Origin of the sequence: Kineosporia succinea (assembly GCF_030811555.1) — a bacterium.
GTDB lineage: Bacteria > Actinomycetota > Actinomycetes > Actinomycetales > Kineosporiaceae > Kineosporia > Kineosporia succinea.
Window position 1 is genome coordinate 7,123,053 of record NZ_JAUSQZ010000001.1, and the last position, 14,047, is coordinate 7,137,099.

Below are 14,047 nucleotides of genomic sequence, written 5' to 3' on the forward strand. Positions count from 1 at the left end.
GGTTTCCGGCTCGGGTTGCGACGCCGCCCGAAGGGGATACGGTCGGAACCCGAACAGCCGCCCTGCAACGCTTTTCGTAGGCCGACCGGTGAGGCGCCCGCAGCGTTCAGGTGAACACCCCCGCCGTTCGCCGCGCTTTGCCGTTGTTCATCCGCTGGTGCCGGATTCAAGCCGCACCCCCACGCGGACGAGGCTTGTGACACACCTCTCACCATCTCCCAAGGGGATGCCGTGTCCGAAACCTTGCGTGGCGCGTGGAAACTCATCAGCTGGCGGCGGATCGCCCAGGACGCCTCCGTGACCTACCCCCTGGGCCCGGACGCGATCGGCGAGCTCATCTACGCCCCCGCGGGCCGGATGGCCGTGCAGATGGTGGCCGGCACCCGGCCCCCGCTCGACAGCACCGACCCGCTCGGGGGCACCCCCGAGGAGCGGGCCGCGGCGTACTCCGGGTATCTGGCCTATTTCGGCCGCTACTCCTTCACCGCCGAGACCGTGACCCACCTGATCGAGGGCAGTTCGTACCCGAACTGGTCGGGCGCCGAGCAGGCCCGCCCGTACACGCTCGACGGCGGGCGCCTGGTGCTGCGTACCCCGCCCACCACCCTGCCCTCCGGCGGGGTCGTCATCAACGAGATGACCTGGGCGCACGCGGGTTCCTGAACCACCCCAGACCTGAGCAGCACCACCGACGAAGGAGTCCAGTCATGACGGCAACGATCCTGGAACCGGGCACGCACGTGCGGGCCCGGGCCGCCTCCGGGTACGCCGGCCTGCGCGCCGAGCACACCCAGTCGGTGGTGCACCGCAGCGACTTCGGCGTCATCGCCCAGCACATGTTCACCCTGATGATGCGCAACGTCGCCAGCGACGGGTTCCTGTTCTCCGACCCGATGGACCCCGGCCGGTTCTCCACCCCCGGCGCCGTCATCGCGGCCCCCTCGTTCCCGGCCAACTCCCCCGGGGTCGACCAGGACTACGTGTTCAACTGGACCCGCGACGCCGCGATCGTGGCGATGGAACTGTCGGCGGCGAACCTGCCCGCCCGCGGCGACAGCGGCGTCGAGCCGCTCGAGGACTACGTCCGCTTCGCCTCGATCTGCCAGGGCAACGCCATCCCCACCCTGGCGCACGCCTGCTTCACGATCGAGGGCGCCTCGCGGCCGTGGACCGAGCAGAACGACGGCCCGGCCCTGCAGACCAGTGCGATCCTGCAGGCGTTCGGCCAGCTCGACGAGCCCACCCAGGGTCTGGCCCGGCAGGTGATGGCCCGCAACGTCGAGTTCCTGCTCGGGGCCTACCGGGAGCCGACCACGAACCTGTGGGAGGAGCACTCCGGGTACTCGTTCTTCGCCCGCTCGGTGCAGCTGCGGGCCCTGCGCGAGATCGCCACGAACACGGTCGGTGTCACCGTGCCCGACGGACTCCAGGAGGCCACGGACTGGCTGGAGCACGCACTGTCGCAGCACTGGGACGGCAGCCGCTACCTGAGCCTGATCACCGACACGCAACCCCCGCAAGACCCGGCCGGCCCCGGTTACGACCCGAACATCGACGTGGTCATGGCCGCGATCTACGGCGCCGTGCCCCTCACCGACACCCGTCTGCTCGCGACGGCCGCCCAGTTGCGCGCCCAGTGGTCCGACGCGTCCTCCCCCTCGGTGTACCCGGTGAACCTGGCCGACGCCGACCTCGCGATCGGGCCGATGGTGGGCCGCTACCCCGGCGACACCTACGACGGCGACATGTCCGACCACGTGCAGGGTGGCCACCCCTGGGCCCTCACCACCGCCAACTTCGCCGAGCTGTACTACCGGCTCGCCGACGGGATCCGGGCCTACAACACCGTTCCCCACGACGAGCTCTCGGCCCCGTTCTTCACGCAGGTCGGCATCGGCCCGGACACCGCCCCGCACGACGCCGTGACCGCGCTCGAGCAGGCCGGCGACCAGATGCTCGAGGCCGTGGTCTACCACAGCGACAACCTCGAGCTCAGCGAGCAGTTCGACGGCACGACCGGGTTCTGCCGCAGCGTGCGCAACCTGACCTGGAGCTACGCCGCCTACCTCTCGGCCGTCCGGGCCAAGACCGGTCTCACGGTGAAGGGCTGAGCGGTGGACGCGTTCCTCGACCTGTCGGTGACTCTCACCGGGTTCAACCACTTCCAGCTGCTGGGCACCGGCAACGCGGCCGTGCTGCGGGCCGAGCTGGACCAGATCGTGCCCGCCGACCTCGTCGCCCGGCTGCTCGGGAGCACCGATCCGGAGGCGACTCTCGCCGATCCGGACCTCGGCCCGCCGGCCCGCGACCTCGTCCTCATGTGGTACTCGGGTACCTGGGCGCAACTGCCGGACGACTGGCGCGAACGCCACGGCGCCCATCCCCGCGACACCCGCCACGTGGTGTCCGCCGAGGCCTACCGCGGCGGCCTGCAGTGGATCGTCGCGGGCGCACACCCGGCCGGTGCCCACCAGCAGGGTTTCGGGGCCTGGGCGATGCCGCCCGGCGCCCTGGCCCCGGGCACCTCACCCCTGGCCGGCAGGAGCGTGGCGTGAGCGGACTCGATGCCGACGTGGTGATCGTCGGCGGCGGGGTCAACGGTGCCCTGCTGGCGAAGCAGCTGACCCGCGAGGGGGTGCGGGTGCTCGTGCTCGAGGCCGGGCCCGGCACCGCCTGGGACTACGAGAGCTACAACCAGCACCTGGACACGTTCTTCAACGCCACCCCCAAGAGCGTCGAGTCGCCCTGGCCGGCGGCGGCGGGCGCACCCCAGCCCGACACCGCCGACGTGCGGCTCGCCAACGGCTATTTCGTGCAGACCGGCCCGGACCGCTTCGGCAGCAGCTACTCCCGCACCCTCGGCGGATCCACCCTGCACTGGCTGGGCGTGTGCCTGCGCATGCTGCCCGAGGACTTCCGGATGCACACCGAGCACGGCGTCGGGCTGGACTGGCCGATCGGCTACGACGATCTGGAGCCGTTCTACCGGGAGGCCGAGCACGAGCTCGGCGTCTCGGCCGACGTCTCCGAACAGGCGCATCTGGGCATCACTTTCGCCGAGGGTTACGACTACCCGATGCACCGGCTGCCACCGAGCTGGTCGGACGAGCTGCTGGCGAGGTCCGTGGACGGGCTCGAGGTCCCGCTCGGCGACGAGACCTTCACGCTGAAGGTGCGCGGCTACCCCGCGGCCCGCAACAGCGTGCCGCGCGCGGGCTACCGCCCGGCCGGGGCCGTCGGCGAACCGGGCGAGGAGCTCTCGCTGCACCGCGGTCTGGGCCAGCGCTGCCAGGGCAACACCAGCTGCACGCCGATCTGCCCGGTGCAGGCCAAGTACAACGCGCAGAAGAGCCTCGCCCAGGCCGACCGCGACCTCCTCGAGATCCGTTCGCAGAGCGTGGTGTCGAAGGTGCTCGTCGACCCGGTCAACGGCACCGTGACCGGGCTGGAGTACCAGCACTACGACGAGCCCGGATCGGCGCGGCACACCGTGCGCACCGCCACCGGGCGGCTGTACGTCCTCGCGGCGCACGCCGTGGAGAACGCCAAGATCCTGCTCGCCTCCGGGCTGGACGAGGGGCGTACAGGGCGGGGTCTCATGGACCACCCCGCCCTGTACGCCTGGGGTTACGGCCCCACCCCGGTCGGCGCGTTCCGCGGGCCGCAGTCGACGGCCGGCATCGACGACCTGCGCGGTGGCCGGTTCCGCAGCAGCCACGCGGCCTTCCGCCTCGACATCGGCAACGACGGCTGGCGGGCGACCACGGGCGCGCCCGACTCCGACGTGGCCGCCGCGGTCTCGCAGGGCCTGTACGGCGACCGGCTGCGCGACCACCTCCAGCGGACCCTGCCCCGCCAGGTGCGCTTCTCGGTGGCCGTGGAGCAGCTGCACGACCCGGCCAACACCGTCACGATCGACCCGGCACACGTCGACGAGCTCGGCAACCCGCGCCCGGTGATCGACTACCGCATCGACGACTACACCAAGGCCGGCATGGCCGCCGGTAAACGGGTGTACCGGCAGATGTTCGCGCGGGCGGGCATCGAGGACCACTCCGAGGACGCGGGAGGCAACTGGTTCCCGTCCGTCACCTACGAGGGTGAGGAGTACCACTACCACGGCATGGGCCACTTCGCGGGGACGCACGTGATGGGCCCGGACCCGGCCACCTCCGTCGTGGACGCCGACCAGCGCAGCTGGGCCCACCGGAACCTCTTCGTCGTGGGATCGGGCAGCTTTCCCACGATGGGCACCTCGAACCCGACGCTGACCATGGCCGCCCTAACCCTGCGCACCGCGCGGCGGGTGCTGGCCGAGCTCGGCGACTAGAAGGGACGCACCGTGATCTTTCCCCAGGGCGCCAGCATCCGCACCACGCCGGCCGCCGTCAGCGAGACCGTCTACGACGTCGTGATCGTCGGCGGTGGCATCTGCGGCGCCGTGACGGCCGACCACCTGAGCCGGCAGGGCCGGTCCGTGCTCGTGCTCGAGGCCGGGCCGGCCAACGACCTCGACATCAAGGACTACGAGGCGTATCTCACCGAGTTCTACTCGGCCGCGAGCAAGGACAACCAGTCGCCGTACCCGGCCTACCCGACCTCGCCGATGCCCCGCAGCTCCGACGCCGAGCACCGGGCCGACGACAGCGGCTACCTGGTGCAGCGCGGCCCCCACACCACCGACACCACCTACACCCGGGTGCTGGGCGGCACCACGATGCACTGGGAGGCCAAGATCCTCCGGATGCTGCCGGAGGACTTCCAGCTGGCCGAGCGCTACCAGCAGGGCCCGCGGTGGCCGGTGGACTACGCCGACCTGGAACCGCTCTACCGCGAGATGGAACGCGAGATCGGGGTCAGCGCGGACGTGGGCGACCAGGCCTACGGCGGCATCACCTTCCCCCGCGACTACGTGTTCCCGATGAAGGGCCTGCCGCCGTCGTACCTCGACCGGGTGGTGGCCCGGGACGTCGACGGCACCAGGGTGCAGCTCGGCGGCGAGGAGTTCGAGCTGAAGGTGCGCCCGTTCCCGCAGGGCCGCAACGGCATCCCGAACCCGGCCTACGACCACGGACGCGGTTTCGTGCCCGTCGGTGCTGTCAGCACCCACCAGGTCGAGGAGGGAGAACGCTGCCAGGGCAACAACAACTGCGTGCCGCTGTGCCCGGTGCAGGCCAAGTACCACGCCGGCAAGACCCTCTCGCGGGCCCTGCAGCGCGGTGTCGACATGCTCACCCAGGCCGTGGCCCACCAGGTGCACACGGCTGAGAACGGGCGGGTCGAGAGCATCGAGTACCGCCGCTACCGGCATCCCGGATCCACCGAGTTCGAGACCGGTTTCGCCCGGGGCCGCACCTACGTGCTGGCCACCAACGCGATCGAGAACGCCCGGCTGATGCTGGCCTCCGGCCTGCAGAACCGCAGCGACCTGGTGGGCCGCAACCTGATGGACCACGCCTACCTGCTCACCTGGGGCCTGCTGCCCGAGGTGGCCGGCACCGGCCGCGGCACGAACTGCACCTCCGGCATCGTCGACCTGCGGGGCGGCGCGTTCCGGCGGGAACAGGCCAGTTTCAGCACCGACATCCACAACGACGGCTGGGGCTGGGCCACCGGCTCACCGATCACCGACCTGATCCAGATCGTCGACGACGGCACCCGCGGGTTCGACCTGCGGCGTGCCCTGGTCGACCGGATCAGCCGGCAGCTGCTGATGGCGCACATGATCGAGGTACTGCCCGAGCGCCACAACACCGTCACCGTCGACCCGGCCTTCCGCGACGGGCTGGGCAACCTGCGCCCGGTGATCACCTTCGAGGTCCCGGACTACTCGATGAAGGGCGCGGCCTTCGCCCGCTCCCTCTCGAAGCGGCTGTTCGCCCGGCTCGGCGTCGAGGACTTCACCGAGTACCCGTCGGACCAGTACGGTTTCGTCGAGTTCGAGGGGCAGGGCTACCGCATCCTGGGCGGCAACCACCTGGCCGGCACGCACATCATGGGCACCAGCCCGGGCACGTCGGTGGTCGACGACGTGCAGCGCAGCTGGGAGCACGACAACCTCTACCTGGTCGGCGGGGGCAGCATGCCGACCATCGGCACGGCCAACATCACCCTGACCGCGGCGGCGCTGACCCTGCGCACGGCCCGGCACCTGGAGCGGGAGCTGGCGAAGCAGGACCAGCCCTACGAGCTCGCATCCGTCTGAGAGGCGCACCATGACCCAGCTGGACACCCGGCTCCCCGCGCAGATCCGCACCCTGTCGGACCTGCACGCCTACCTGGACGCCGCGCTGCGCCTGGAGCACGCCACCATCCCGCCGTACCTGACCGCCCTGTACTCCCTGCATCCGGGCGCCAACTCGGACGCACAGCACGTGATCCGGGTGGTCGTGGTCGAGGAGATGCTGCACCTGACCCTGGTCGCGAACGTGATGAACGCCGTCGGGCTGACGGTCGACCTGACGCCCGACGACTTCGTGCCCAACTACCCGGCCCACCTGCCCAGCGGCGAGGTCGACTTCCTCGTCGACGTGCAGCCGTTCTCGTTCCGGGCCGTCACCACGTTCCTCAACATCGAGCGCCCGGCCAAGGCCCCGAGCGAGGAGGCCCGGCTGCTGCCCTGTCCCGACCTGGGGGCCGGTACCGTGCTGGCGGCCAGTCCGCTCGACCCGAGCGTGCGCTACTACAGCATCGGCGAGTTCTACGAGGAGATCGACCGCGGACTGCGCTACCTCGACGCGCAGTTCCGGCTCGAGGGCCGGGAACTGTTCGTGGGCAACGCCTCCCACCAGGTCACGCCGGAGTACTTCTACTCCGGCGGCGGCGAGGCCCTGGCCGTGGTCGACCTGAACACCGCGCTCCGGGCGCTCACCGTGATCGCCGAGCAGGGCGAGGGCATGGGCGGCGGCATCTACGACGGTGAGGGCGAGCTCTCGCACTACTACCGGTTCGAGCAGATCCAGCTGGCCCGCTACTACCAGAAGGGCGACATCCCCGGGCGTCCGAGCGGCCCCCGGCTCGACGTCGACTTCGACGCGGTGTACCCGGTCGCGGTGAACGCCGAGCTGGCCGACTATCCGCCCGGTTCGCCGGTTCTCGAGGCCGCCCAGCGGTTCAACCAGACCTACCACGACTTCCTGGTCTTCCTCACCGAGGCCTACAACGGCCGCCCGGACCTTCTGCTCGAGGCCGTGCCCTGGATGTTCCGGCTGCGCGACGACATCAACCAGCTGATCCGCAACCCGCACCCCACCCGGGAGGGCGTCAACGCGTCCCCCGTCTACGAGCGTGTCCCCATCGATCGAGGTGAGACATCATGAGCACGGACGCTTTCGTCACCTTCTCGGCGGAGGTCACCGGGTTCACCGAGTTCGACCTGCACGGCACCGGCCAGGCCCGGTCGTACTACGACACCGTCGTGAAGGTGGTGGGCCGGCAGAACCTCGACGACCTGCTCCACCGCTACTTCGACGAGGTGACCGAGCTGCTCGACGAGCAGAAACGGGCGAAGCAACTCGACGAGTCGGTGTTCGACGACCCGCGCCTGGGCGCCGTCGCGAAGAACGTGATCAAGCTCTGGTACAGCGGCACCTGGTTCGACCTGTCACCGGAATGGACCGCCACCTACGGCATTCCCGGCACCGAGGGCACGTTCACCGCCTCCCCGCAGGCCTACGCGCAAGGCCTGCTCTGGTTCGCGGTGGGCACCAGCCCGCCCGGGGCCCGCGCTCCCGGGTACGGCTCCTGGGCCGACCCACCCCGCATCCCTGAACTCCCCGCGTCCCCCGTTCCCCGCTCACTCCAGCGATGAAGGGCCAGTCATGGTGATCAGCACGCTCACCCCGGACCGGGTGAAACTCGGCGTCACGCCGACTCTCTGGTGGAACGACGACTTCCCGAGCATCGACATCGGCATCCCGTTCGGCGAGGCCGTGAGCGAGATGGCCCTGGCCGGATTCCAGGGCTGCAGCATCGGGCACAAGTACCCGACCGACCCGGCCGAGCTCAAGAGCGCCCTCGACCTGCGCGGCCTGACCGTGTCCGAGCCGTGGGTGAGCACCTACTTCACGCTCGACGGCATGGAACAGCAGACGGTGGACGCCTTCCAGGACCGCCTCGCGTTCCTGGCGGCGGTCGGTGGTCACGACATCGTGGTCGCCGAGTTCGGCGACACCTCGCACATCCTGCCCGTCGCCCTGTTCGCCAACCGCGCCCGGTTCGACGACGACCAGTGGGACCGCCTGTGCCGGGGACTGAACCGGCTCGGGAAGATCGCGAACGAGGCCGGGATGCGCCTGTGCTACCACCACCACATGGGCACCGGGGTGATGGACCGCGCCGACGTCGACCGGCTGATGGCCGGCACCGACCCGGACCTGGTGCACCTGCTGCTGGACACCGGGCATCTGCGGTTCGCCGGTTACGACCCGCTCGACGCGGTCAGGGCCCACGCCGGGCGGATCAAGCACGTTCACCTGAAAGACGTTCGCGCACCGATTGTTCAGCGGGTCCGGGACGAGGGACTGTCGTTCCAGCAGGGCATCGAGGACGGGGTGTTCACCGTTCCCGGCGACGGCTCGATCGACTTCGTGCCGATCCTGCAGGCCCTGGGCGACAGCGGGTACGAGGGCTGGCTGGTGGTGGAGGCCGAGCAGGACCCGGCCAAGGCCAACCCGCTGGAGTACGCCCTGAAGGCCCGCGGTTACCTGCGCGACGTGCTGGGCTGGTGAAAGGCCGTGACCTACCTCAGTTTCTTCATGTTCACCACCGACCTGCGGCCGGGCGACCCGGAGTACACCAAGGTCGTGGTGAACCACATGAGAGAGATGCGGCAGCTCGGGTACACGGGTTTCGACCTGCCGATCCGTCCTCTGGACACCTCCGACCACCGGGGTGAGGTCGAGCGTTACGCCGAGCTGAGGCGGGCGCTGGACCGGGCCGGGCTCGACGACCTGGGCTTCACCACCAACGTGGCCACCACCCGCACGTTCGACCCTACCTCGCCGTACGCCGAGCAGCGGGCCGGGGCGCTGAACTACCTGAAGTCGCGGGTGGACATCACCGCCGTGCTCGGCGGTCACATCCTCGGCGGCCCGATCGTGTTCCCGTACAACCAGTTCCCCACCACCGATTCCGGCGAGCCGGTCTGGAGCGACGCCCTGCAGGACTGGCTGCCGCCGCGCTCCGCGAACGCGCAGCCGGTGCTCGACGAGCTCGGCGACTACGCGGCGACCCGCGGCGTGAAGCTGGCGATCGAGGGCGTGGACCACTGGGAGCAGCCCGCCCCGAACATGGTCGAGGACGTGCTGCACTTCCTCGAGGGCGTGAGCAGCCGGCAGGTCGGCGTCTGTCTCGACATCGCCCACGTGGTGCTGGGCAGCAGCGGCCCGGAGGTGTTCCGCCAGGCCGTGTCCCGCGCCGCCGCCACCGGCAGGCTCCACTACGTCCAGGTCTCACCGCCCGACCGGGGCGCGGTGCGCGACAGCTGGATCCCCTGGGACCTGTTCCTGACCACCGTCATGCCCCACTACGACGGGCCGCTCCTGATCGAGATCTTCAACGCCATCCCCGACTTCCAGCCGTCGCTGCGCCTGACCCGCCGCAAGTTCTGGGTGCCGGGCGAGGACGAGCCGGACACCTCGCACCCGAATGCCTACACGGTGGCGGCCGAGGCGATCGAGGAGCTCGAGAAGCAACTCGCCCGCGTGCCCGGGAAGGACCACGATGACCACCATTGACACGCCCGCCGACCCGCTCAGTCACCCGCCGCACCCCTCGCTCGGCGATCCGACGGCGGCCCTGCTGCAGCCGGCCCAGATCGGCCCGCTGCAGGGAGTTCCCCGGCAGAGCGGCTACCGGGCCGTGCCCCGTCAGCGCACGGTGTCCGAGGAGCTCGGCCCGCTGCAGGATCTTCCGGGGATCTGGGAGGGTCCCGGGTTCAGCCTGATCGCGCGGCCGGACTTCGACGCCGACAACCCGGACGGGTTCTTCCTGCAGCTCAACCTGCTGCGCGAGACCATCGAGTTCACGTCGATCGGCTCGCCCGTGTTCAACCGGGGCAGCCTGCAGAGCGACATCGCCATGTTCGGTGTGACCTACCTGCACCGGGTCACCGACGCGATCACCGGTGAGGCGCTGCACATCGAGCCCGGCCTGTGGCTGAACATCCCACCGACCACCCAGCCGCAGTCCGGGCCGAGCGTGGCCCGCCTGGCCACCGTCCCGCACGGGAACTCGGCCTGTGCGGTGGGTTTCGCCGAGGAGGAGGACCTGCAGGACCGGCTGCCCACCATCCCGCCGGTCAACACGGTGCCCTTCCCGGTCGGCGCTTCGACGCCCCCGCCCGGCACGATCAGCCCCTTCCCGGCCTACGACCTGGCCCAGGAGTCGCCGTTCCGCACGTCGCCGCTGCCGCCGAACATCACCCAGGCGGTGATCGACGACCCGAACACGCTGCTGCGGGCCGCGTTACGGGGTCTGGACATCCAGCACGTGACCCGGCTGATCACGAACACCCCGGCCGTCGGGGGCGTCGCGAACATCCCGTTCATCACCGCGAACGCCGACAACCCGACGCTGAACTCGGTGTTCGGCATCCAGTACGTGACCGGGCCGAGCGGACGCGAGTACATGCAGCTGCAGTACGCCCAGACCGCACTGCTGAACTTCCGCGGGCTGAGCTGGCCTCACGTCACGGTGGGGACACTGGTCAAGGCGTTCTGACCGCCGCGACGAACTGGCGGATCTTCTCGTGGTCCTTCACGCCCCGGGCTGACTCGACGCCGCTGGACACGTCGACGCCGTGCGGGTGCAGGTTCTCGATCTGCGCCCGCACGTTGCCCGGGTTCAGGCCGCCGGCCAGGATCCAGGGCGTGCCGGGCAGCTGGGCACGGTCGGGCACGTGCATCAGCCGGCCGGCGCCGGGCTCCGGGGCATCGAGCATGAGGCGCGCGCCGGTCGCGGGCTCGGCGTCGTGTTCGGCGAGGTGCTCGGCGAGTGACCGAGCCCGGATGACCCCGAACCCCGCTTCCGCGGCGGCGAGAAGATCGCTGTCCGGCTCACCGCCGTGGAACTGAATGGTGCGCACACCCCCGGCGCGGGCCACGTCGAGCACCTCACCGATCTCCCGGCCCCGCACCACCAGGACCGTCTCGACGGGAACGTCACCCAGCGCGCCGACCATCGACCTGATCTGCTCGGGCCCGACGTGACGCGGGCTGGCGGGGTGGTACACGAAGCCGATCGCGTCGGCGCCCGCCTCGACGGCCACGCGTGCCGCCTCGATGTCTCTCAGACCACAGATCTTCACGAACACGCACCCATTGTGTCAGCCGGCCTTCCAGCCCAGCTCGGGCGCGATCAGCTCGACGGTGTCGCGCAGGATCTGCTCGTAGTCCTCGCGCACGAACTCGTAGGGCAGCTCCAGACGCAGCTCCGACACCCGCGCGAGCACCGGGTCGGCGTGCAGCTTCTCGAGGATCTCGGAGCTGGTGCCGACCAGGTCGGGCGCGATGTGCATGCGCCGCCCGCCGAACTGGACCGGGGCCTTCGTGCGCCCGGCGCGGCTCGCCCCGTACTCCCGGTACCGCGAGCGCGTGGCCTCCGAGGCGCTGTCGAGGGGCACGATCACGCGGCCCAGGGCGATGCGGCCGGCCGGGGCGAGGGTGCGGTACTCGTCGAGGAGGTTGAGCTGGGCCTCGAGGAAGGTGTCCCCCGCGTCGGCCGAGACGATGTTGCCGGTGAGCAGGTTCAGGCCCTGCTGCCCGGCCCAGCGCACCGATCGGAGGCTGCCGCCGCCGTACCAGACGCGGTTCACCAGGCCGGGGCTGTGGGGCTGCAGGCGGGGGCGCTGCACGTTGCCGGGTGAGTGGATGACGGTGTCCTCGTCGCCGAGGTAGTCGCCGCGCAGGTTCGCGAGGAGGCGTTCGAGGCGCCCGTAGGACAGGTCGAACTGCCGCCAGTCGCCGTCGAAGACGAGGTCGCCGATGAGGTCGGCGTGCGGCGGCGTGCCCGCGCTGAAGCCGACCTGCAGCCGCCCGCGGGAGAGCACGTCGGACAGGGACAGGTCTTCGGCCAGCCGGAACGGGCTCTCGTAGCCGACCGGGATGACGGCGGTGCCGAGCTCGACGCGGCGGGTGCGCTGCCCGGCGGCGGCGAGGAAGACCGCGGCCGAGCCGACACCGTGCTCGAGGTGCCGCTGCCGGATCCAGGCCCCGTCGTAGCCGAGGGCCTCGCCGTACTCGAACAGCTGGAGCGTGTCCTCGAGACCGGCGTGGGGGTCGTCGTCCTCGAAGTTGCCCGGCGTCAGGAACGCCAGGGTGGTGATGGCCGGCATGCAGGCTCCTTTGTCTTCTATTTCGGTAGACAATATGTGAGTCACCGGTCCGCGTACAGGCCACCCGTTCGGTCCCGCCCGATGGTGGACGTGGTGGTGGCCCTCGGTCACGAACGCCCGGTTCGCTTGACCGCCGGGTGGGGACGGCCGATGGAACCGACGTGACGCACACCCCCGGGCCCGGCGTCCGTCCCCGTGCCCGCCGTCCCGGGAGGGCCGGCCGCTATCTGCGGACGTGGCTCGAGCCGAGCCTGGACGAGGACGCCCAGCGGGCCCGCAAGGGCCGGCTGGCGGCTGCCCTGTACCTGGCCGCCTGCCTGTACGCGGGGTTCATCACCTGGCAGAACCCGCAGGCCTGGGTCTCGCAGACGGTGCTCGTGGTCGTGGTCTTCGTGCTCGCCGTGACGCTGATGGTGGTGCCCTGGCGGCGTTTTCCCGATCATGTGCTGATCTGGCCGGTGCTGCCGAGCGCCTTCTTCACCACCGTCGGCGAGGGCGCGTTCGGGGTGCTCGGGCACTACCAGCCGCTCTACGTGCTGGCGCTGGGCTACGCCGGGCTGGTGCTGAGACCGGGCCGCACGACGATGCTGGCGGGGCTGAACCTGGCGTTGCTGGGCGGGGTCAGCGCGCTCGGCCTGCAGCGCGACCACCACGTCGAGATCATCGGCACCATCGTGTGCTCGGCGCTGATCGGTGAGCTGATCGCCGCGGCCCGCTCGGTGCAGCGCCGTCAGCGCAGCGACCTGCAGCAGCTGCACGCCGGCATCGGGCCGCTCCTGGGCGCCCAGACCGAGCACGACACCGCCCAGCTGGTCAGCGAGCTGGCCGTGCGCCTGCTGCGCGCGGACGGGGCCCTGACGATGGTGACCGACCAGGAGGAACGGCCCGCCGATCTCGGTGAGGTGTCCCTGCCGCCCGAGGTGCTCACCGCACGCGGCGGGGCCGGGGGCGGCGAGGACTTCACCGGGGTGCAGGTGTGGCTGAACGGTGAGCAGTCCGGCACCGGCATCGTCGCGCGCACCCGGCGTCACCTGTTCGTCGCCGACGCCGCGACCAGCCACCTGGTCTCGCGCCAGCACATCGAGCGGTTCGGGGCCCAGTCGTGCCTGTACGTGCCGATTCTCGTGAACGAGCGCCTGCTCGGCGTGATCGTGGTCTGGTGGACCACCCGCGTCGACGACCTCGACCACTTCACCGACCAGATCCTCGAGCTGCTCTCGCTGCAGGCCGGCCCGGTGCTGGAACGGGTGCGGGTGGTCGAGCACCTCGACCGGGCCGCGACCACCGACGGGCTCACCGGCGTCCTCAATCGGCGCGCCTTCGACCAGGGCCTGGCCGGCCTGCCCGACGACGCCGTGCTGCTGCTGTTCGACCTCGACCGGTTCAAGGCCCTCAACGACAGCCAGGGGCACCCGGCCGGCGACCGGGTGCTGCGGGCGTTCGCGGCGGCGCTGGCCGCGTCGGTGCGCGACAGCGACCTGGTCTGCCGGATCGGGGGCGACGAGTTCGCGGTGATCGCGACCGGGGACGGCCGGGCGGCCCGGTCGGTGCTGGAACGGCTCGAGGCGCTGTGGACCTCACCGGAGGGGGTCGGGTTCAGCGCCGGGTACGCGCTGCGGCGGCCGGGCGAGCCGGCGGAACAGCTGAGCGCCCGCGCGGACGAGGCTCTCTACGAGGAGAAGAACCGGCGTCGGTCACGGGCGCTCTGAGCCG

13 protein-coding genes are annotated in these 14,047 nt (G+C 70.9%); 11 read left to right on the forward strand and 2 right to left on the reverse strand.

Annotation, left to right across the window (positions count from 1 at the left end; translation table 11 throughout):
* Positions 1-231 precede the first annotated feature (231 nt).
* Genes J2S57_RS31455 through J2S57_RS31500 form a run of 10 tightly spaced genes read left to right on the forward strand, consistent with a single transcriptional unit; the run spans position 232 to position 10,722 of the window.
* A complete protein-coding gene (locus tag J2S57_RS31455; protein ID WP_307249623.1) occupies positions 232-663 on the forward strand; it encodes a lipocalin-like domain-containing protein in 432 nt (143 codons plus the stop codon).
* Between the two features lie 44 nt (positions 664-707).
* Positions 708-2,111 (forward strand): glycoside hydrolase family 15 protein, encoded by a 1,404-nt coding sequence (locus J2S57_RS31460; protein WP_307249624.1) that lies wholly within the window; start codon positions 708-710, stop codon positions 2,109-2,111.
* 3 nt (positions 2,112-2,114) lie between these two features.
* Positions 2,115-2,555, forward strand: coding sequence for a hypothetical protein (locus J2S57_RS31465; protein WP_307249625.1), 441 nt, complete (start codon positions 2,115-2,117; stop codon positions 2,553-2,555).
* Positions 2,552-4,330: a GMC family oxidoreductase gene (locus tag J2S57_RS31470; protein ID WP_307249626.1), complete on the forward strand. Its 1,779-nt coding sequence runs from the start codon at positions 2,552-2,554 to the stop codon at positions 4,328-4,330. The genes J2S57_RS31465 and J2S57_RS31470 overlap by 4 nt, the downstream gene beginning before the upstream one ends.
* 12 nt (positions 4,331-4,342) lie before the next feature.
* Entirely contained in the window at positions 4,343-6,205 is a 1,863-nt protein-coding gene (locus J2S57_RS31475) for a GMC family oxidoreductase (RefSeq protein ID WP_307249627.1), read from the forward strand.
* Positions 6,206-6,215: 10 nt separating this feature from the next.
* Positions 6,216-7,319 (forward strand): ferritin-like domain-containing protein, encoded by a 1,104-nt coding sequence (locus J2S57_RS31480; protein ID WP_307249628.1) that lies wholly within the window; start codon positions 6,216-6,218, stop codon positions 7,317-7,319.
* Positions 7,316-7,810 carry a hypothetical protein gene (locus J2S57_RS31485; protein WP_307249629.1) on the forward strand — a complete coding sequence of 165 codons (495 nt, stop codon included), beginning with the start codon at positions 7,316-7,318 and terminating at the stop codon, positions 7,808-7,810. The genes J2S57_RS31480 and J2S57_RS31485 overlap by 4 nt, the downstream gene beginning before the upstream one ends.
* 10 nt (positions 7,811-7,820) lie before the next feature.
* Positions 7,821-8,729, forward strand: a complete 909-nt coding sequence (gene iolE / locus J2S57_RS31490) for a myo-inosose-2 dehydratase (RefSeq protein ID WP_307249630.1) — start codon at positions 7,821-7,823, stop codon at positions 8,727-8,729.
* Positions 8,730-8,756: 27 nt separating this feature from the next.
* Positions 8,757-9,737 (forward strand): sugar phosphate isomerase/epimerase family protein, encoded by a 981-nt coding sequence (locus J2S57_RS31495; protein WP_370882728.1) that lies wholly within the window; start codon positions 8,757-8,759, stop codon positions 9,735-9,737.
* Entirely contained in the window at positions 9,724-10,722 is a 999-nt protein-coding gene (locus tag J2S57_RS31500) for a heme-binding protein (protein WP_307249632.1), read from the forward strand. Before J2S57_RS31495 ends, J2S57_RS31500 begins: the two co-directional genes overlap by 14 nt.
* Here J2S57_RS31500 and J2S57_RS31505 read toward each other — a convergent pair.
* Positions 10,709-11,314 carry a phosphoribosylanthranilate isomerase gene (locus tag J2S57_RS31505; RefSeq protein WP_307249633.1) on the reverse strand — a complete coding sequence of 202 codons (606 nt, stop codon included), beginning with the start codon at positions 11,312-11,314 and terminating at the stop codon, positions 10,709-10,711. The two genes, J2S57_RS31500 and J2S57_RS31505, sit on opposite strands and share 14 nt — an antisense overlap.
* A gap of 12 nt (positions 11,315-11,326) precedes the next feature.
* Complete coding sequence (locus J2S57_RS31510; protein WP_307249634.1) at positions 11,327-12,334, reverse strand: LLM class flavin-dependent oxidoreductase; 1,008 nt, start codon at positions 12,332-12,334, stop codon at positions 11,327-11,329.
* Positions 12,335-12,495: 161 nt separating this feature from the next.
* Between J2S57_RS31510 and J2S57_RS31515 the strand changes: the two genes are divergently transcribed.
* Complete coding sequence (locus tag J2S57_RS31515; RefSeq protein ID WP_307249635.1) at positions 12,496-14,043, forward strand: sensor domain-containing diguanylate cyclase; 1,548 nt, start codon at positions 12,496-12,498, stop codon at positions 14,041-14,043.
* Positions 14,044-14,047 lie beyond the last annotated feature (4 nt).

Coding starts and splice junctions, on each gene's coding strand:
- J2S57_RS31460 (WP_307249624.1), top strand. CDS start 708: ATGACGGCAACGATCCTGGAACCGGGCACGCACGTGCGGGCCCGGGCC.
- J2S57_RS31480 (WP_307249628.1), top strand. CDS start 6,216: ATGACCCAGCTGGACACCCGGCTCCCCGCGCAGATCCGCACCCTGTCG.
- J2S57_RS31485 (WP_307249629.1), top strand. CDS start 7,316: ATGAGCACGGACGCTTTCGTCACCTTCTCGGCGGAGGTCACCGGGTTC.
- iolE (WP_307249630.1), top strand. CDS start 7,821: ATGGTGATCAGCACGCTCACCCCGGACCGGGTGAAACTCGGCGTCACG.
- J2S57_RS31495 (WP_370882728.1), top strand. CDS start 8,757: ATGTTCACCACCGACCTGCGGCCGGGCGACCCGGAGTACACCAAGGTC.
- J2S57_RS31500 (WP_307249632.1), top strand. CDS start 9,724: ATGACCACCATTGACACGCCCGCCGACCCGCTCAGTCACCCGCCGCAC.
- J2S57_RS31510 (WP_307249634.1), bottom strand. CDS start 12,334: ATGCCGGCCATCACCACCCTGGCGTTCCTGACGCCGGGCAACTTCGAG.